The following is a 17,940-nucleotide window of genomic DNA, read 5'->3' as shown; positions in this document are numbered from 1 at the left end:
GCCTCACTACTTCTAGTGATTTTTATTTTTATTTAGACTTTTTCTAAACAATACTGATTGAAGTGTATTTTATTTGCACACATAGTTTAAAACAAAACATAAAATATACACCAATGAAGAAAAAGTTACTGAATGCTTTACTAGCTATTTCTATTTTTACATTCGGCTGCGAAGATGATGATGATCCAGCTGTACAATTGACTATACCTACTTCGTATTCGTCAACTTCTTTTGCTGCTAACACTACTGCTGAAAACACAGTTGTTACAGAATTAGGAGTAATGACTAGTGCGGCAAACGATGCAGAGGCCAACGCTCAAGGTGCAACACCAGTTGCTGATATTTCATATCCGAGCAATCTTTCTGCAGTAACACTGCCTGGTTATAGAACTAAAGTTCAAGACTGGTTGGTTGAACTTGTAAAGTCAGCCAATGATGATGATGCATTTCAAAATCCAGGCAGCGGGACACCTGCAATTGATGAAGAAGGTGGACTATTGGGAACAAGGTTATTAGATGAAAACGGATTGGAATTAGAGCAAATGGTTCAAAAAGGATCATTCGGTGCAGCTCTTTATAATCATGCACTGTCAGTTATCGAAGGTGACTTATCAAATAGCTCCGCCATAGATAAACTTGTTGCTATCCATGGAACAGACGCTTCTTTTAACCCGGAAACAGCTACTGCTGCGGCTACTTATTCTGTAAGAAGATCAAATCAATTAACAGAAACAGGATTCTTCTATGACATAAAAACTGCATTAATCACGGCAAAAGCAGCTATAGAAGGTGGTTCTGCATTTAACGCAGAAAGAGATCAGGCTATAGCCGATTATTTAATGGCTTGGGAGAAATCAAACTTTGCAACAGTAATTTTCTATTGTAATTCAACTAAAACTCAATTACAAAATGCAGGTTCAGATGAAGCAGCTTTAGGAGACGCGCTACATGCTTATGCTGAAGGTGTAGCATTTGCCCATGGTTTTAAAGGCGTTAGCAACAAACTCATTACTGATAGTCAAATCGATTCAATACTTGAATTATTATTAGCTCCGGATGGTGAGACTCCTGAAAGTTACCGTTTCTTGAATGAAGCTAACTTAATTGCAAATCTGGATCAGATTATAGATGACATTCAAACTATTTATGGATTCACTGATGCGGAGGTAAATACCTTCTTTGTGAATAACCCTGAGTAGGAAAATTATAGAGTTAAACTAATATGAAAACCTTGCCTTTCTTAAGGGTAAGGTTTTCAGCATAAAAAGACATATGAATAGAAATAGAAAATATTTGAAATTAGCAGCAGTTGGTTTGGCACTCATAGGTTTAATTCAATTGTCTGCATGTGGTGATGATGAGGTGTCATCTACATCCAATAACTTCGATAGAACAGCTATGCTTTCTAGTTTAGCTACTAATTTAATCGTACCCAATTTTCAAGCATTACAAACCAGCGTAAATCAATTATCCGCTGAAGCTGATGAATTTAGTGCTAATGCAACGGTAGCAAATTTGCAGAGCTTGAGGCTGGCGTGGGTACAGGCAGTTACTGATCATCAACATTGCTCTGCCTTTGGCTTTGGCCCCGCGAGTCTGCCACTAGGCCCTTATGCAACCGTGCTAGGCGTATTTCCAGTGGATGAAGCTCAAGTGGAAGCTAATATGCTGAACCCAGACTTCAACCTTGAGGCAAGCTTCGACCGCGATGTTAGAGGTTTCTTTGCCATTGAATACCTTATTTATGGCAACGGCCAAAGCGATGAAGAGCTAGTTGCGGCATTCGATCAAAATCGAATTGATTATTTACTTCTTCTCGTAGATGAATTAAAGATCACGTTTGATAACATAGTTAACGAATGGAACGGTGGTTATTTTGAAGAATTTACTACTGACAACAGCACTTCAGCCGGTAGTGCAGTGTCTCAGCTATACAATGAATTTGTGAAAGATTATGAGAATCTAAAAAACTTCAAAGTTGAACTACCTGCCGGATTATCAGCTGGTCAAAATAGTGCTGACGGGTCGTTGGTAGAAGCGTTATACAGTGGTATCAGCAGAGATTTAATCGTAGAACACTTCAATAATTCCAAAAATATTTATTTAGGAAAGTCTAGAAGCGGCACAGAATTAACAGGTTTTGATGAGTACTTGAAATCAGTTGAAGGTGGTGAAGCACTTGTCATTTCTACCCAATCAGCAATTGATGCTATCGATAATGCGATAACAAATTTACCACAAGGTAGATTGTCGAATAATATAGAGGCCCAAGAGCTAGTGACATTGGCCAATTTATTACAAGCAAATACCGCCAATTTTAAAAGCTCAATGAGTTCACTACTAGGGATAAGTATCACATTTAATTCAGGAGACGGAGATTAAATAGTAAATGGCAGGTATGCTAACATATCGCAATATCATCAATTATATGGGGCAACCGACTTCGATTGCCCCATTGGTTGTTTTTAGAATTGTGTTTGGCTTACTGATGCTTTTTAGTACTATCCGCTATGTTTGGATGGGATGGGTAGATACTCAGTTGGTGGATCCCCTACTCCATTTTAGTTACTACGGTTTTGATTGGGTACAACCCCTTGGGCGATTGGGAATGTACACAGTTTTTGCAATCATGGCATTTGCCTGCCTGGGTATTACGCTGGGGTTATTCTACAGAATATCTGCAATCATTTTTTTTCTGTGCTTCACATATGTAGAACTTATTGACATCACCTATTACTTAAATCACTATTACTTCGTCAGCATAGTGGCCTTTCTTTTCATTCTTGTCCCAGCCAATCGATTTTTCTCGCTGGATGTTAAGAGAAAACCTGAGTTATCTCTGAGCCAGGTTCCTAGATGGATGATTCTAATTTTTAAACTTCAAATTGCCATTGTTTACATCTATGCAGGCTTAGCAAAAATAAATTATGATTGGCTCATTAAAGCTTTGCCTCTTTCCATCTGGCTACCAGCAAAAACAGGAATTCCCATTATTGGTCCAATCTTTCAATATAAATTTACTGCATACCTATTTAGTTGGATAGGTATGTTTTTTGACACTTTTATTGTATTCGGTCTTCTTTATAAAAAGACAAGGTGGTTAGCATATGTAGCCGTTATAATTTTCCATACACTAACAGGGCTGTTGTTTCAAATTGGTGTGTTCCCTATTGTTATGATTTTTGCTGTCACAATATTCTTTTCACCTTCATTTCATGAGCGACTTATCAAGACTATAGGTGGTTTATTTTCTGATACAACTATTTCATTTAATGCCGATCATCAATTCAAAAAACAATCTTTAAGAGTCCACTACTCACTCACTTACTTTTTAGTTCTATTTTTCTTATTTCAAATCATTTTTCCATGGAGATACATACTTTACCCGGGCAATATATTTTGGACGGAAGAAGGCTACAGGTTTTCCTGGCGAGTGATGCTGATGGAAAAAGCTGGTACTGCAACTTTCTTCGTAAAAGACGGTGAAAATGGACGAGAAGGTTCAGTTATTAACCATCAATTTTTAAATTCGCACCAGGAAAAACAGATGGCCATGCAGCCTGACTTAATTCTGCAATTCGCTCACAATTTGGAAGAGCATTTTAAGTCAGAGGGTATGAAAAATCCAATAGTTAGAGCTGAGGTATTGGTAACACTAAATGCACGGCCAGCAAAATTGCTTATAGATCCATCAATTGATTTAACAACAATAAAAGACACCTGGGGCCATAAAAAATGGTTAACAACCTATAGAGCGGAATAATGAAAAAGTGCCTTATCACCATATTGATATTATTCCAGACGCTATTATCGTATAGCGAGCACTATCTTATAACAGGAAAAGTAGCCAATGAACTTACTTCAGAGCCTTTTGAAGGAGCAACAGTTTTTGTGCGTTCATTAAATATTAATACCGAAACAGACAGTCAGGGTAATTATTCTTTAAAGCTTCCAGAAGGAACATACGTTCTTGAAGCTTTCAGTCTGGGAATGGCCATAGCCTCCAAATCAGTTACTGCCAATCAAAACATGGTAGTAAACTTTTATTTGTCAGAATTAGCTGGAAACCTTCAGGAAGTTGAGGTAAGAGATAGCCGCCAGAGTTTAGCAGGAATATCTCGGCTACAAGCAGTAGAAAACTTCGGAATTTACGAAGCCAAAAAAAATGAATTGATTATTCTTAATGATTTCGCAGCCAATAAGGTTAATAATAATGCTCGTCAAATTTTTGCTAAAGTTCCCGGTTTAAATATCTGGGAAAGTGATTTTGCAGGATTACAACTTGACATTGCAGCTCGTGGGTTAGGCCCGGGAAGAACTGCCAATTTTAATACTCGACAAAATGGTTATGATATGAGTGCCGATGCGCTCGGTTATCCAGAAAGCTATTATCTACCCGCCATGCAAGCCGTAGAGAGGATTGAAATAGTAAGAGGAGCGGCTTCCTTACAATATGGAACTCAATTCGGAGGCATGCTTAATTTCAGGTTAAAAGAAGCTCCTAATGTACCTTTTGAAATGAATGTGGAACAAGCGATAGGTTCCTTTGGAATGGTTAGTTCCTTCGCAAGTGTGGGCGGTAAATTAAACAAACTTGACTACTATGGTTATTACCAATATCGCGAAGGAGATGGTTGGCGAGAAAATTCAGAATTTGAGGCACATACGGCTTTTGCCAAATTAGGTTGGCAGGCAAATGACCGACTAAAGTTTGGAATTGAACATTCCTTCCTTTCATACAAAGCACAACAACCCGGTGGTTTAACAGATGAACACTTTAATAATGGAAATCTAGAAGAATCACTCAGAAGCAGAAATTGGTTCAGAGTATCATGGAATCTATTAGCTGCTACATTGGAATACCGATTCAATGAAAGAACTCAATTCAACCTAAAGACCTTTGGCCTTTTCTCACAAAGAGATGCGCTTGGTAATTTGGAGCAAATAGGTGTGCCAGATAACCCTAACGAAAGTCGCACACTAATCAGTGATAAGTTTAATAACCAAGGTTCTGAAATGCGTTTAGTCCATCGTTACGCGGTTGGGAACAAAAACTCAGCAATTGTAGTAGGCGCAAGGTATTACAATGGCCTTACAGACAGAAAACAAGGTGATGCAATTACAAACGATGGCTCTGATTTTGAATTTTTAACTCCTGAAGATCCTGAAGAATTTGATTATGAGTTCCCTAGCCAGAATTATGCGTTTTTTGCTGAAAACCTTATTGATTTAACATCAAGACTAAGTTTAACATCGGGGTTCAGACTAGAACATATACGAACAGATGCTGAAGGTACCTGGAACCTGAATCGTTATGACTTCGCTGGTAACCTAATTTCATCAACAGAAAATGAAGATGCCTCATCAGAAGTGCGCACATTTCCATTGTTTGGAGTGGGATTGAGTTATTATATTAATGATAACTTAAGTTTCTACAGCAACATTTCGCAAAACTTCAGATCTATTACATTTAGCGACTTACGGGTTGTCAACCCTAATTTCCAATTGGATAGTCTAATTACAGATGAGCGTGGTTATAATGTAGACTTAGGCATACGCGGACGATTAGCAACCTGGTTAAACGTTGACATCAGCGCATTTTTAATGCGATATAACGATAGAATTGGCCTTTATGAACTACCGGGAAGCACAACCCTGTTTCGAACCAATATAGGCGATTCTCGCCATATCGGACTTGAAACTTTTTCTGAAGTTGATATTTGGAGGTTAGCAGGAAAAAATTCAAGGAAGTCTGGCTTAGGCCTCTTTTTAAATATGTCTATTACTGAGGCTTATTACATTAACTCTGACATAACATCTATAAGAAACAGACGCGTAGAATATGTACCAGAAGTAATGTTAAGAACAGGATTGAACTATCGCTATAAAGGTTTAAAAGCTACCTATCAGTTTTCATACTTAGGACAGCAATTTTCGGATGCCACCAACTCCACTTTTAACCCCAATGCTCTAACTGGTATCATACCTTCCTATCAGGTAATGGACGCTTCCGTAGAGTATAATTTTAACCAATTTAAGTGCACAGCAGGAGTAAATAACATACTCGATGAAAAGTACTTTACGCGAAGAGCGGAGAGCTACCCAGGCCCGGGCATCATACCGGCCACACCGAGAAGCTTTTATTTCTCCTTAGGCTTTAAATTAGATAGTAAATAACATTTCTCTGCCTTAGCTAAGATAGAACCCTATTAAGTCTATAAATAAAAAAGGCTACCTGAATCAGATAGCCTTTCATTTTCATGATTTATATGCTAATTGCCGCCATCATATTCTATATCAAGAATACGTTCTTCAAACATGCCCAAGGCAATTTTATCTTCTCCTAGCACATCGAATAATTCAACTGCTCTTCTTGCAATATATTCTTCTTCAATTTGTTCTGAAACAAACCATCGCATAAACTCTTCAGTAGCAATGTCATTATATTTTCTGCACTCACCCACTATTTCATGGATGGCATCAGAAACAGCTACTTCCATCTCCAACGCTTTTTCAAACACTTCTCTTAACGTTCCAAAATCGTGCTGGCTATCACCAACTGAAGGTGAAACCGCATCGCATTCCATGTCACACAAATAATGGAAAAGCTTCAATTGGTGTTTACGCTCTTCTTCAGACTGTTTAAAAAAGAAATCCGCACTGTTATCGTAACCTCTTACATCGCACCAAGCCGCCATAGCCAAATATGCTGCTGAGGAATGCGCTTCCATCTTAATTTGACGGTTAATAATTTTTACAATTTCTTCTTTAAGTATATGATGTTTTCGCAAAATGTCTTTCATGTTTTTAACTATTTATAACTATTAACATACTCTCCAATTAAAAGTTAAAGACGTTTCTTCTTAAAATCTTTTGTATGGAGGAATTCAATGCTAATGTATCAAACGTTCCGTTTAGAAGCTCTCTAAATTGTAATATATGATGCAAATTTAACATTAAGAACCTATCACAATGAGGTAGGTGTATAATCTCAATATCAGGAGAATTGGTGTCAAACAACTCCATAAGATCTAAACTCATTATTTTCTTTTTAAAAGAATATAAATCACATAATGAAAAGGTAATCTCATCATTTTCATATCTCAGCAAAAATGAGTTGGATAGATTACACTGCGTAATTGCAGCATTTCTCGTTCTAAATATCTCTTCCTGCATTGTTTAATATTGCATATAATGTTGGACAAGAACCACAATACTTCCCCTTCTTTTTTAGGTACTTTTCACAGCACTTCTTTTTCAACTTCTTACCCTTTTTCTTCTTTGCCTCATACTCTTGAAACAATTTAGATACAGGTAATTGAAGGGGGATATTGTTCATTCAGTTTTTCTAATTTAGAATGTTTCTAAAGACAAAAATAAGAACTAAATTTTTATTTAGATTAATTCTAAATGATTTTAAATAATAAATTTTTTCGTTCCAAAGAAACTGCTACTCATTTAACTCCCTCATGATTAAAATCACTATTTATAGTGATTCATTTTCACTATTAGTGGCGATTGATTGACTACGCCAGTGCATATAGTTTTGCTATTTAGAATTAATCCAAATAATAAACATATGCAAAGATTTATAGTAACATTATTAGTCAAACTATTGCCTTTATGCATAGCTGCACAGCATGGTACAATTAAAGGGCAAGTGTCATCTATTGATGGTAATCCGATTGAATTTGCCAATATTTCAATACAAGAATTAATTACTGGTACAGCCGCAGATGGTAATGGAAAATTTGAAATCACAAAAGTGCCTGAAGGTGACTATACACTAGAAATTAGTGCCATAGGGTTCGAAACAAAAAATCAATCAATCCAAATTCTAGCAAATAAAACACTAGAAATTGATATCGTTTTACAAGAAAGTATCACAAGTCTTCAAACGGTAGAGATTCTGGGAATTAAGGAGCGTAGTTACTCGAATGATGTATCCTTTTTAGGTACTAAAACTGCCACGCCATTACTAGACGTTCCACAATCCATCAACTATGTGACGAAGGAGCTTGCATTAGATCAGGCTGCCTTTAGACTGAATGATGTGGTTAAAAACATCAGTGGTGTAAACCAATACAGCTTCTATAATGATATAACCATTAGGGGCTTTCGAGTACAAGGCCAGCGAAACTCAGGAATGTTGGTGAATGGAATGCGAGCGATGACGAGTTTCTGGAAACAGCAACTAATTCCACACATAGAACGAGTTGAAGTCATTAAAGGTCCTTCTTCTGCCCTATTCGGGAATGCATCCCCCGGTGGAAGTATCAATAGAGTTACTAAAAAACCTTTGGCTGAGAGCAGACAATCAATCAGTTCAACAGTAGGTAGTTTTAATACATTTAGAACCTTAGGAGATTTTACAGGCTCGATTAGCCAAGATAATTCACTGCTTTATAGATTGAATTTAGGCTATGAAAATTCAGGTAGCTTTCGTGACTTACAATTCGATAAAAATCTTGTGATAGCTCCTTCCTTTTCTTACTTACCTAATGATAGGACAAGACTGAACTTTGATATCGTTTATCAAAACTCACAAGGTAGATTAGATCGTGGTCAAGCTGTGTTTGGTAATGGAGATTTGTACTCTGTACCAATAAGTACATCACTAAGTGCTGCTAATGATTTTCTTCATGAGGAGAGTGTTAATGCAACAATCTCTTTAAGGCATGAGTTGACAGATAGAATATCATTCAATAGTATTTACATGCGATCTAGCTATGGTGAAGATTTGCTTGAACATAGAACAGCTAACACTTTCGCCACTTTAGCGGAGGGAAATAAAGACCCTGAGCAAGTTGAAATGCGCGTGTTTATTCGAAAAAGAAATTGGGATAACGATGGCTTCAATAATTTCTTCAATTTTAATTTAACTACCGGGCCTATTGAGCATCAACTATTAATTGGCTATGATTACTTCCAACAACTATTACAACCGGGAGGCTCTCAGCTCGAGGCCAGAGGGTATTTAAGTGCCGATGGAAACTCAGCAATCAATTCATTTGATCCTACAAACGCCAGTGCTTATATGTTAGATCAAAATGGTAATCCAATGCCCAATGTTGCACATTTCGACTTGACTGATCCTAATGCCAATGCGCTCAGGGATATGAGTAACTACATCTACGCTACGAGATATTACACCCAGTTCAGACAACGAAATCACGGATTATATATTCAGGATCAGTTGAGCATTAATAAGCTTAAAATACTCATTGGGTTAAGACAGGAATTCTTCTTTGATGAACTTAATTATGACACTGATGAAGAGCAATTTGAGGAACAAAGAGCATTGCTACCAAGGTTTGGTATGGTCTACTCAATACAGCCAAATATTAACGTATATGCTACCTATGTTGAAGGTTATGAACCACAAAGTGCAGATGTAGCCAATGATCCAAATGTTGGTGGTCCTTTTGATCCTTTAACGAGTTCATTGTTGGAGATTGGAGCCAAAGCCAAATGGTTCAATGGTAAGTTAAATACTACACTGGCAGTATATCAACTACAACAACAAGGGGCACTTTATGATGCGAATGATGCAAATAACCCAGGTTTGCTTGTCCAAATTGGCGAAGAGGAATCTAAAGGTATTGAACTCGATTTAGCTGGTAGTATTAATCAAAACTGGAGCATTGTAGCCAGCTATTCTTATAACGATGCTGTGATTACAGAAAGTGATAATACTGAAGAAATTGGTAGACAAAAGCCCAATTCACCCAGACATACCGGAAACATCTGGACCAAGTATTTAATCAATGATGGTGCTTTAAAAGGTATTGGGTTTGGACTTGGAGCCAATTTCGTTTCTGAGAGATATGGTTCGATAGTGAGCAATGATACACCACCAATATTTCCAGAATATCAGTTAGTGGATGCAGCCGTGTATTACAAAGTTGAAAAGTTTCAACTACAGGTGAATGTGAACAACATTTTCAACAAAACGCATTGGGTAGGCGGTTATGATTATATCAGAGCATTCCCAGGTGCACCCAGAAATATAATGACCACTGTATCTTATACCTTCTAAAATGAAAAAGAATTTCATTTGGAAATTGCATAGCTGGACCGGCCTATATGCCGGTCTGGCGATTGCTTTTTTGAGTTTAACAGGTACTGCTGCTTTGTTTAGAATTGAAGCCGATCATATTCTAAATCCCGACTTGAGAAAGGTTGATGTTGGCAATCAACAGGTATCATTAAATACTGCTGTAGAATCAGTAAAGAAACAATATGAAAATCTTGAGCTATTTGAAGTAGAGCTGCCTAAAACACAAGATGGTTCTTGGAATATTCGTTTTCAATCCGAATCAGACAGTAAGTTGTTTCCTGTGTTTTGGGAAGTATTTGTTGATCCATATTCCGGCAAAACCCTTGGTGACAGGAACTATTACAAAACATTCAGCTACTATCTAAGAAATATTCATGTTCGCTTTTACGAAGGATATTTTGGCAGGCAAATAGTAGGTCTTGCAGGAATAGCACTTGTAATCTCATCAATTACTGGACTTTTAATTTATGGGCGATTTACGAAAAGGCAAAATTTTGGTAAGATAAGGAATAAGAATATCAGAACGCAGCAAGCTGATTATCATAAATACATAGGAATTACAGCGCTTGTTTTTAATCTGATGATCGCTATCACAGGAGCCTGGTTAGGTTTGCAAGTTTACCTCCAAAAATGGATGCATATTGATAGACCAAATACCTATATTTCATCAAACTCTGTAAGAATTAAAAACCAATCTTCTATAGATTTTGATTTAGCATTGATCAAAGCTAAATCTGAATTCCCAGAGCTTATACCAACCATTATTCGACCTACAAAAAATGGAACTGTTGAAGTTATTGGTGATGTAGCGGGAAAGGTATATGAACGAAATAGTAATAAGTTGGTATTATCAACTGCTGACTATTCAACACTTTTTAAATACAACATCAGCGAAGCAACGGCAAGTCATAAATTATTCTTTATTCAGGAAGCTCTCCATTTTGGCGATTTTGGCGGTTTTACTCTCAAACTGATTTATGGATTATTTGGCCTAACCACAGGATTTCTATCACTTAGTGGCTTTATTATTTATTTGGAACGGACAAAAAAACAACGAGCGGTCAAACCATCATTTCAGGAGTTGGGACCTGTACTTTGGAAGTATACGTTTGGGTTACTTGCCTTTTGTTTAATAACTATGATAATGAGTTTGATCTGGGGAATTGGAGTGCCAACTTTAATTGTATCAGTAATATTTTACTCACTACTCATATTCATTTCAATGAAAGTGACTTTCAAATTCATCATTAATATGTTTAGAAGGTTTACATTATATCACTAGATTACTTCGAAGCCAACTGCATCAATATTCCACATAACCACGCTCCATAAGTACCCAATGCATAACCTAATACTGCCAGTAACACTCCTACAGGTGCTAACGATGGGTGAAATGCTGCAGCCAAAACAGGTGCACTGGCCGCGCCACCAATATTTGCTTTACTACCAATGGCCAAAAAGAAATAAGGAGAATGAGAAAGCCTGGCAGCTACAACCATAATCAATACATGAATTGCCATCCAAATTAAACCCACTAAAAAGAAGCCCGGGTTATCAAAAATGGCCAGCACATCCATTTTCATTCCAATGGCTGCCACTAATATGAAAATAAATACTACTCCAATTTTAGAAGCACCCGCTCCTTCATACGTTCTCATTTTTGTAAAAGAAAGTCCAATACCAATGGTAGTTGCTGTTACAATCAACCAAAAGAAGCTGCTATCTAAGCTGAATTTCTTTAGTTCAGGTGCATGAGTGGCAATTAATGGGGCTATCCAATCTGCGAATAAATGTGATAAACCAGCTACTCCAAAACCAACACCCAAAATCACCATTAAGTCTGTAGTTGAAGGGATTCTGGCAATACTTAAACTGTATTCTTCCATCTTATTTTGTAGCGTATGAATTGAAGTATTATCCGCTTTAAAAAAATCATTAATAGCATCTCTTCTGCCAATACCCAACAATAGCACTGCCATCCAAATTTCTGCGACAATTACATCTACCGTAATACTAATAGAATATAGCTCGTCAGACGGTTGGAATAATTCATACATGGCTGCCTGGTTGGCTCCACCACCAATCCAACTACCAGCTATGGTGCTCATTCCTCGCCAAACGGCATCGGGGCCGGCACCTCCTACCCAATCAGGGTTGATACCAGATACGATAAGAATAGCTAAAGGCCCACCAATAACAACACCAACTGTTGCAGCAAAAAACATAATCAAAGCTTTTGGTCCAAGCTTGAATATTTCTTTTAAGTCTATACTTAAAGTAAGCAGTACTAAACAGGCAGGCAATAAGTAACGTGACGCAACAAAATACAACTTCGATTCTTCGGCATCTACAATTCCGAAAGTGTTTAACAAGGAAGGCAGAAAATAACATAATAAGATAACGGGAATTACTTTATAGAACTTAGTCCAAAATGGCGTTTTCAATGATGAAGTCTTGAATATTAAAGCCAACATCATCATTAAAATTCCAAAAATGATGGCATCGTTAGTGATTAGTGCGTTTCCGTGCTCCATAGTTTAATTTTTAAACCGACAAACTAATCGATAAAACACAAGAATGACAAATCCATTAATTTAGGGCATATGATACCGGAAGAAATCAAGACCTGCTTAATTGATAATTATGGTGAGCTACAATCTTTTACTCCTGCCTCAGGTGGTTGCATTAATAATGGCGGAACAGCCAAATGCAAATCTCAAGAGCTCTTCTTAAAATGGAATAGCGCATCCCTTTACCCAGGAATGTTTGCTGCCGAAGCTAAAGGTTTGAATTTATTGCGCAAGTCTGAACTCATAGTGCCAGAAGTCTTAGAAGTTATAAATGGACAAACCTATGAAGCATTGATTTTAGAGAATATAAGATCAGGAGGACAAAACAAGAACACTATGGAAAAGTTTGGCGGTCAACTAGCACAGATGCATCGGATTACACAAAAAAAGTATGGTCTCGATCATGATAATTACATGGGGTCACTAAAACAATACAATAAGCCACATGAAAATTGGATAGAATTCTATATTGCTCAGAGACTTGAGCCACAGTTAGAAATAGCTGTTAAGAAGGGTTTGGCTGATTTACAGCTTCAAATGAAGTTCGAAAAATTATATAAACTGTTGCCAAAACTACTAGTAATTGAGCAGCCTTCTTTGGTACATGGAGACTTATGGAGTGGTAATTATATGATTAATTCAGATGGTAATGCTGTATTAATTGATCCGGCTGTGACATTTGCAAATCGTGAAGTTGATCTGGCAATGACCAAACTATTTGGTGGTTTTTCTCAGGAATTTTATTCAGGTTATGAAGCGGAGTATCCCACGGAAAAAGGTTTAAATGAAAGACTGGATATTTACAATCTATACCCATTATTAATTCATCTGAATCTATTTGGAAGTAGTTATAGAAGCCAAATCATTTCTATACTCAATTATTTTATCTGATTACATTCCCTTTCCAACTTCGGGTTCATATTAGTATGTTTGTGGGATTGGTTAGCTCTGACGAAAACAAAACTTTATCAGGGTTTAACCTGACAAAAAATCAATTGATTTTTTTGTCGATGGTTAATTCTAAATCGATCCTATGCTGAAGATAGACATGCACACCCACATCATTCCAGAGAATATGCCTAACTGGACTGATAAGTTTGGGTATGGAGATTTTATCTATTTACAACATCACAAGCCCGGATTCGCCAAAATGATGAAGGGAAACCAGTTTTTCAGGGAAATAGAAGCCAATTGCTGGGATCCTGAGCTTCGAATTAATGAATATGCTCAGTTCAACACTCAGGTACAAGTAGTATGTACTATACCTGTTATGTTTTCCTATTGGGCCCAGCCAGATGATTGCTTGGCGCTTAGCGAGTTCTTAAATGATGACATTGCCCAATTAGTAGAGAAATACCCTAAGAATTACATCGGGCTTGGAACAATACCTATGCAAGATACTGATCTGGCCATTCAGGAATTAGAGCGCTGTAAAAAAATCGGCATCAAGGGTATTCAGATAGGTTCTAATATTAATGATGAAAACCTTAGTGAGGATAGGTTCTTCCCAATATTTGAAGCATGTCAGGAACTAGATTTAGCCGTTATGGTGCATCCATGGAATATGATGGGTTTCAAAAATATGACCAAATATTGGCTGCCTTGGTTGGTAGGTATGCCTGCTGAAACGTCAAGAGCTGTTTGCTCCATGATTTTCTCAGGAATCTTTGAACGCCTGCCCAATTTGAGAGTTAATTTTGTGCATGCAGGTGGTGCCTTTTTACCCACTATTGGTCGCGTTGAGCATGGATTCAACTGTAGACCCGACCTTGTTGCAGTAGACAATCAAGTTAACCCACGAGAATATTTATCTAAGTTTTGGGTTGATTGTATTACTCACGATCCGAAGATGTTACAATACGTATTGGATTTACAAGGCTCAAAAAGAGTGACTTTAGGCTCAGATTACCCATTTCCATTAGGAGATTTAGAAATTGGCAAGTTTATTGAAGAAATGAACTTACCGGAATCAACTGTAGAAGATATTTTTTGTAACTCAACATTAGAATGGCTCAAGCTGAACAAAGAAGATTACCTATAATTAGGCATTACATTTTTATAGCTTCTATCCTACTCCCTTCATTATGCTTTTCTCAAACACAAGAAGAGAAAATACGAGATGCTGAACTTCAGGCAGAGCAAATGCGCAAGGTGAAAATCACCAAATTAATGGATGAAGGGATAGACTTTATGGAGAATGAGCAGTATGAAGAGGCGAATGATAAATTTAAAGAAGTGCTGGCTACTGCAAGAGTTATCCCCACCGATTTAACCTTTTTCTTTGGAAAGAATTCATTTCATCTGGGAAAATATGAGCAAAGTATCGATTGGCTCAATAAGTATATTGAACTTAAAGGAACTACCGGGCAATATTATCAGGAATGTGTTAACCTCCTAGACCAATCAAACAAAGCCTTTCTTATTGTGAAGGAACAAGAAAGAAAGGAAGCCAAACAAATACTGGCGTCTAACTATCAAATCGATTGCGGGCCCAGTGGTAAAGTAGTTTGCCCTGTATGTTCCGGAAATGGTGTAATCATTCAAAGAGGCGCATTTGGCGATATTTATAAGACCTGTCCGTATAGCGATGAGCATGGTTACCTGACTTGCGATGAGTACAACCTGCTCATGAGAGGTGAACTGAAACCCAAATTTTAGCTACCTTTGCATGATATTAAAATCATTCATGCAAAATGATCTTACACAACAGAGTAAACAAAGATGTACTAAAGGAGCAGCTCCAGAATAGTACAGAAAAAAGAATCACTATTTCGTTTTACAAATACGTAAAACTAGAAAACCCGCAAGAATATAGAGACCAATTATATGCCGACTTCTTTAAGTTAGGTGTTTATGGTAGAATATATGTGGCTCACGAGGGTATAAATGCACAAATAAGTGTTCCTGATGCCAACTTCGATGCCTTTGAAAAATATATAGATAATAGCCCTGAGCTAAGTGGAGAAAGATTAAACATTGCTGTTGACGATAATGGAAAGTCATTCTTTAAGCTTAAGATTCAAGTAAGACATAAAATAGTAGCAGATGGCCTTAATGACGAGACCTTTGATGTTACAAATAGAGGTGTTCATTTAAAAGCAGAAGAATTTAATAAGTTAGCAAGTGACCCTAACACTGTAATTGTAGATATGCGAAACCACTACGAAAGTGAAGTTGGTCATTTCGAAAATGCAATTACTCCAGATGTAGACACCTTTAAACAGTCCTTACCTATCATTGAGGACATGCTGAAGGATAAAAAGGACAAGAATCTCCTGATGTATTGCACCGGTGGTATACGATGTGAGAAAGCCAGTGCCTATTATAAACACAGAGGTTTTAAAAACGTATTTCAATTAGAGGGTGGAATTATCGAATATGCTCGTCAGGTAAAATCTCAGGGACTTGAAAATAAATTCAAAGGCAAAAATTTTGTATTCGATGAGCGGCTAGGTGAGAGAATTTCTGAAGATGTGATAGCTGTTTGCCATCAATGTGGGCAAAGTGATGACACACACACTAACTGCAAAAATGACGGCTGCCACCTGTTATTTATCCAATGTGAAAAGTGTGCCGAGGAATTTGAAGGCTGTTGTTCAAAAGAATGCCAGGACGTTATTCATCTTCCAGAAGAAGAGCAGGCAAAAATCAGGAAAGGAATAAACAAAGGCCGCCAGGTTTTCAAAAAAGGTCGCTCTGAAAAATTAGCTTTCAAAAAATAATGAAGGCAAAAATTGGGATTATCAATGTTTCTGACAGAGCCAGTCAGGGAGTATATGAAGATATACCCGGAAAGGCTATTGTAGAAACCCTCAAAGAATACCTAATATCCGAATGGGAAAGTGAATATCAGGTTTTACCTGATGAGCAGCACCTTTTGGAAGATGCGCTAAGGTTTATGGCAGATGAACAAGAATGCTGCCTGATTATTACCTCTGGAGGAACGGGACCAGCACCAAGAGATGTGACTCCTGAAGCCACCGAAGCGGTATGTCAGAAAATGATGCCTGGTTTTGGTGAACTTATGCGGCAAGAAAGCTTAAAGTTTGTTCCTACAGCCATATTATCCAGGCAAACAGCTGGAATCAGGAATAAAACGCTTATCTTGAATCTACCAGGCAAACCAAAAGCAATTAGAGAGTGTTTAGATGCTGTATTCCCCGCTATACCATATTGTATAGACTTGATAGGCGGTCCGTATTTGGAGTGCAACCCTGACATCATAAAAGCGTTCAGGCCTAAGAGTAATTAGTGAGCAATGGCTAGAATTAAGTATTACTACGATACAGAAACCTGTAAATACGAGCGGGTTAAAGTCAAAACACAGGACGTTGTTTTTAATTTTTTGGGCTTAGCATCACTAATTATTGGGTGTGCTGTAGGACTACTTTTGTTGTACAACACCTATTTCGAATCTCCAAAAGAACTACGTCTCAAAAATGAGTTGGAAGAGCTCAAAGATTATTATTATAATCTTGAGAATGATGTTTCTAAGATGAACGAAATTCTTGCAGCTTTAGAAAAACGAGATGATGACATTTACCGGATTGTTCTCGGAGCAGACCCTATTGATGAAGAAATTAGAAATGCAGGTATAGGCGGTGCAGATCGCTATGAAAATATCAGATCTTCATCTTCAGAATTTAAAGATGAAATCATCAAGCTTTCTGAAAATGTAGATAAGCTTAAGCGAAAAATGTATATACAGAGTAAATCGCATGATGAGATTGTTGAGCTCGCTGAGAATAAGGAGAAATTATATGCGGCCATTCCTGCCATACAACCGGTGGCAAACAAAGAATTAATTAGGCTTGCATCTGGTTTCGGGTATCGAATACATCCAGTGTATAAGGTTAAAAAATTACATACTGGAATTGATTTTTCAGCCCCAATTGGTACTCCCATTTATGCTACTGCTGACGGAGTAGTTGAAAAGACCAATGTCTCATTCAGTGGATATGGTAAAACAATCAGAATTGATCATGGATATGGCTACAAGACTAGATACGCACACATGCATGAGTTTGCTGTAAAATCAGGAGATAAAGTAAAGCGAGGTCAGGTCATTGGATATGTAGGCAATACGGGCACTTCAACTGCACCGCATTTGCACTATGAAGTAATAAGGAAGGGTCGAAAGATCAATCCTGTACATTATTTCTTTAATGATCTTAATCCTGACGAGTACGAAAAAATTGTTGAATTGGCATCTATAGAGAACCAATCATTAGGTATGTAAACCATTCAACTGATTTTTATATCCCCCAAATTAAGGGATAGCCTTTCATCATAACATTACCGAACTTTACT

General features: G+C 37.4%; 15 protein-coding genes. 12 read left to right on the top strand and 3 right to left on the bottom strand.

The genetic code is table 11. The features are described 5' to 3' along the window. Positions 1 to 113: 113 nt before the first annotated feature. From JR347_RS11335 to JR347_RS11320, 4 genes are all read left to right on the top strand, one after another. Positions 114 to 1,199, top strand: coding sequence for a hypothetical protein (locus tag JR347_RS11335; protein WP_205720721.1), 1,086 nt, complete (start codon positions 114 to 116; stop codon positions 1,197 to 1,199). Positions 1,200 to 1,272: 73 nt separating this feature from the next. After that, positions 1,273 to 2,382: an imelysin family protein gene (locus JR347_RS11330; protein ID WP_205720720.1), complete on the top strand. Its 1,110-nt coding sequence runs from the start codon at positions 1,273 to 1,275 to the stop codon at positions 2,380 to 2,382. A gap of 16 nt (positions 2,383 to 2,398) precedes the next feature. Then, complete coding sequence (locus tag JR347_RS11325; protein WP_205720719.1) at positions 2,399 to 3,763, top strand: HTTM domain-containing protein; 1,365 nt, start codon at positions 2,399 to 2,401, stop codon at positions 3,761 to 3,763. After that, positions 3,763 to 6,177 carry a TonB-dependent receptor gene (locus JR347_RS11320; RefSeq protein WP_205720718.1) on the top strand — a complete coding sequence of 805 codons (2,415 nt, stop codon included), beginning with the start codon at positions 3,763 to 3,765 and terminating at the stop codon, positions 6,175 to 6,177. Before JR347_RS11325 ends, JR347_RS11320 begins: the two co-directional genes overlap by 1 nt. Positions 6,178 to 6,272: 95 nt before the next feature. Here the strand turns inward: JR347_RS11320 and JR347_RS11315 are convergent, their stop codons facing one another. Beyond that, positions 6,273 to 6,803, bottom strand: a complete 531-nt coding sequence (locus tag JR347_RS11315) for a ferritin (RefSeq protein ID WP_205720717.1) — start codon at positions 6,801 to 6,803, stop codon at positions 6,273 to 6,275. Positions 6,804 to 7,156: 353 nt separating this feature from the next. Then, positions 7,157 to 7,339, bottom strand: a complete 183-nt coding sequence (locus tag JR347_RS11310) for a hypothetical protein (protein WP_205720716.1) — start codon at positions 7,337 to 7,339, stop codon at positions 7,157 to 7,159. Positions 7,340 to 7,579: 240 nt separating this feature from the next. Between JR347_RS11310 and JR347_RS11305 the strand changes: the two genes are divergently transcribed. Both JR347_RS11305 and JR347_RS11300 read left to right on the top strand, forming a co-directional pair. Then, positions 7,580 to 10,039 carry a TonB-dependent receptor gene (locus JR347_RS11305; RefSeq protein ID WP_205720715.1) on the top strand — a complete coding sequence of 820 codons (2,460 nt, stop codon included), beginning with the start codon at positions 7,580 to 7,582 and terminating at the stop codon, positions 10,037 to 10,039. 1 nt (position 10,040) lies between these two features. Further along, on the top strand, positions 10,041 to 11,342 hold the full coding sequence (locus JR347_RS11300; RefSeq protein WP_205720714.1) for a PepSY-associated TM helix domain-containing protein: 1,302 nt from the start codon (positions 10,041 to 10,043) through the stop codon (positions 11,340 to 11,342). A gap of 1 nt (position 11,343) precedes the next feature. Here JR347_RS11300 and JR347_RS11295 read toward each other — a convergent pair whose 3' ends face one another. Further along, positions 11,344 to 12,594 carry a DUF819 family protein gene (locus tag JR347_RS11295; protein ID WP_205720713.1) on the bottom strand — a complete coding sequence of 417 codons (1,251 nt, stop codon included), beginning with the start codon at positions 12,592 to 12,594 and terminating at the stop codon, positions 11,344 to 11,346. Positions 12,595 to 12,663: 69 nt separating this feature from the next. Here JR347_RS11295 and JR347_RS11290 point away from each other — a divergent pair, with 69 nt between their 5' ends. The 6 genes from JR347_RS11290 to JR347_RS11265 all read left to right on the top strand — a co-directional run bounded on the left by JR347_RS11290 (position 12,664) and on the right by JR347_RS11265 (position 17,869). Further along, entirely contained in the window at positions 12,664 to 13,521 is an 858-nt protein-coding gene (locus JR347_RS11290; protein WP_205720712.1) for a fructosamine kinase family protein, read from the top strand. Between the two features lie 142 nt (positions 13,522 to 13,663). Continuing rightward, a complete protein-coding gene (locus JR347_RS11285) occupies positions 13,664 to 14,671 on the top strand; it encodes an amidohydrolase family protein (protein ID WP_235689642.1) in 1,008 nt (335 codons plus the stop codon). Beyond that, a complete protein-coding gene (locus JR347_RS11280) occupies positions 14,638 to 15,288 on the top strand; it encodes a tetratricopeptide repeat protein (protein WP_205720711.1) in 651 nt (216 codons plus the stop codon). The genes JR347_RS11285 and JR347_RS11280 overlap by 34 nt, the downstream gene beginning before the upstream one ends. 35 nt (positions 15,289 to 15,323) lie before the next feature. Further along, complete coding sequence (trhO, locus tag JR347_RS11275; protein ID WP_205720710.1) at positions 15,324 to 16,352, top strand: oxygen-dependent tRNA uridine(34) hydroxylase TrhO; 1,029 nt, start codon at positions 15,324 to 15,326, stop codon at positions 16,350 to 16,352. Beyond that, the gene (gene mog, locus JR347_RS11270; RefSeq protein WP_205720708.1) at positions 16,352 to 16,882 is read left to right on the top strand and encodes a molybdopterin adenylyltransferase; all 531 of its coding nucleotides are present in this window, start codon (positions 16,352 to 16,354) and stop codon (positions 16,880 to 16,882) included. The genes trhO and mog overlap by 1 nt, the downstream gene beginning before the upstream one ends. A gap of 6 nt (positions 16,883 to 16,888) precedes the next feature. Then, the gene (locus JR347_RS11265) at positions 16,889 to 17,869 is read left to right on the top strand and encodes a M23 family metallopeptidase (protein ID WP_205720707.1); all 981 of its coding nucleotides are present in this window, start codon (positions 16,889 to 16,891) and stop codon (positions 17,867 to 17,869) included. Positions 17,870 to 17,940: the final 71 nt, after the last annotated feature.

The organism is Fulvivirga lutea, assembly GCF_017068455.1.
GTDB classification, from domain to species: domain Bacteria; phylum Bacteroidota; class Bacteroidia; order Cytophagales; family Cyclobacteriaceae; genus Fulvivirga; species Fulvivirga lutea.
This window is presented reverse-complemented; position numbering and strand designations above follow the sequence as displayed.

Bases quoted from the DNA above. Each gene is read 5' to 3' on its own strand.
- JR347_RS11310 (WP_205720716.1), bottom strand. From the start codon at position 7,339: ATGAACAATATCCCCCTTCAATTACCTGTATCTAAATTGTTTCAAGAG.
- JR347_RS11315 (WP_205720717.1), bottom strand. From the start codon at position 6,803: ATGAAAGACATTTTGCGAAAACATCATATACTTAAAGAAGAAATTGTA.
- mog (WP_205720708.1), top strand. From the start codon at position 16,352: ATGAAGGCAAAAATTGGGATTATCAATGTTTCTGACAGAGCCAGTCAG.
- JR347_RS11280 (WP_205720711.1), top strand. From the start codon at position 14,638: ATGGCTCAAGCTGAACAAAGAAGATTACCTATAATTAGGCATTACATT.
- JR347_RS11290 (WP_205720712.1), top strand. From the start codon at position 12,664: ATGATACCGGAAGAAATCAAGACCTGCTTAATTGATAATTATGGTGAG.
- JR347_RS11265 (WP_205720707.1), top strand. From the start codon at position 16,889: ATGGCTAGAATTAAGTATTACTACGATACAGAAACCTGTAAATACGAG.
- JR347_RS11325 (WP_205720719.1), top strand. From the start codon at position 2,399: ATGCTAACATATCGCAATATCATCAATTATATGGGGCAACCGACTTCG.
- JR347_RS11335 (WP_205720721.1), top strand. From the start codon at position 114: ATGAAGAAAAAGTTACTGAATGCTTTACTAGCTATTTCTATTTTTACA.
- JR347_RS11320 (WP_205720718.1), top strand. From the start codon at position 3,763: ATGAAAAAGTGCCTTATCACCATATTGATATTATTCCAGACGCTATTA.
- JR347_RS11285 (WP_235689642.1), top strand. From the start codon at position 13,664: ATGCTGAAGATAGACATGCACACCCACATCATTCCAGAGAATATGCCT.
- JR347_RS11305 (WP_205720715.1), top strand. From the start codon at position 7,580: ATGCAAAGATTTATAGTAACATTATTAGTCAAACTATTGCCTTTATGC.
- JR347_RS11330 (WP_205720720.1), top strand. From the start codon at position 1,273: ATGAATAGAAATAGAAAATATTTGAAATTAGCAGCAGTTGGTTTGGCA.
- JR347_RS11300 (WP_205720714.1), top strand. From the start codon at position 10,041: ATGAAAAAGAATTTCATTTGGAAATTGCATAGCTGGACCGGCCTATAT.
- trhO (WP_205720710.1), top strand. From the start codon at position 15,324: ATGATCTTACACAACAGAGTAAACAAAGATGTACTAAAGGAGCAGCTC.
- JR347_RS11295 (WP_205720713.1), bottom strand. From the start codon at position 12,594: ATGGAGCACGGAAACGCACTAATCACTAACGATGCCATCATTTTTGGA.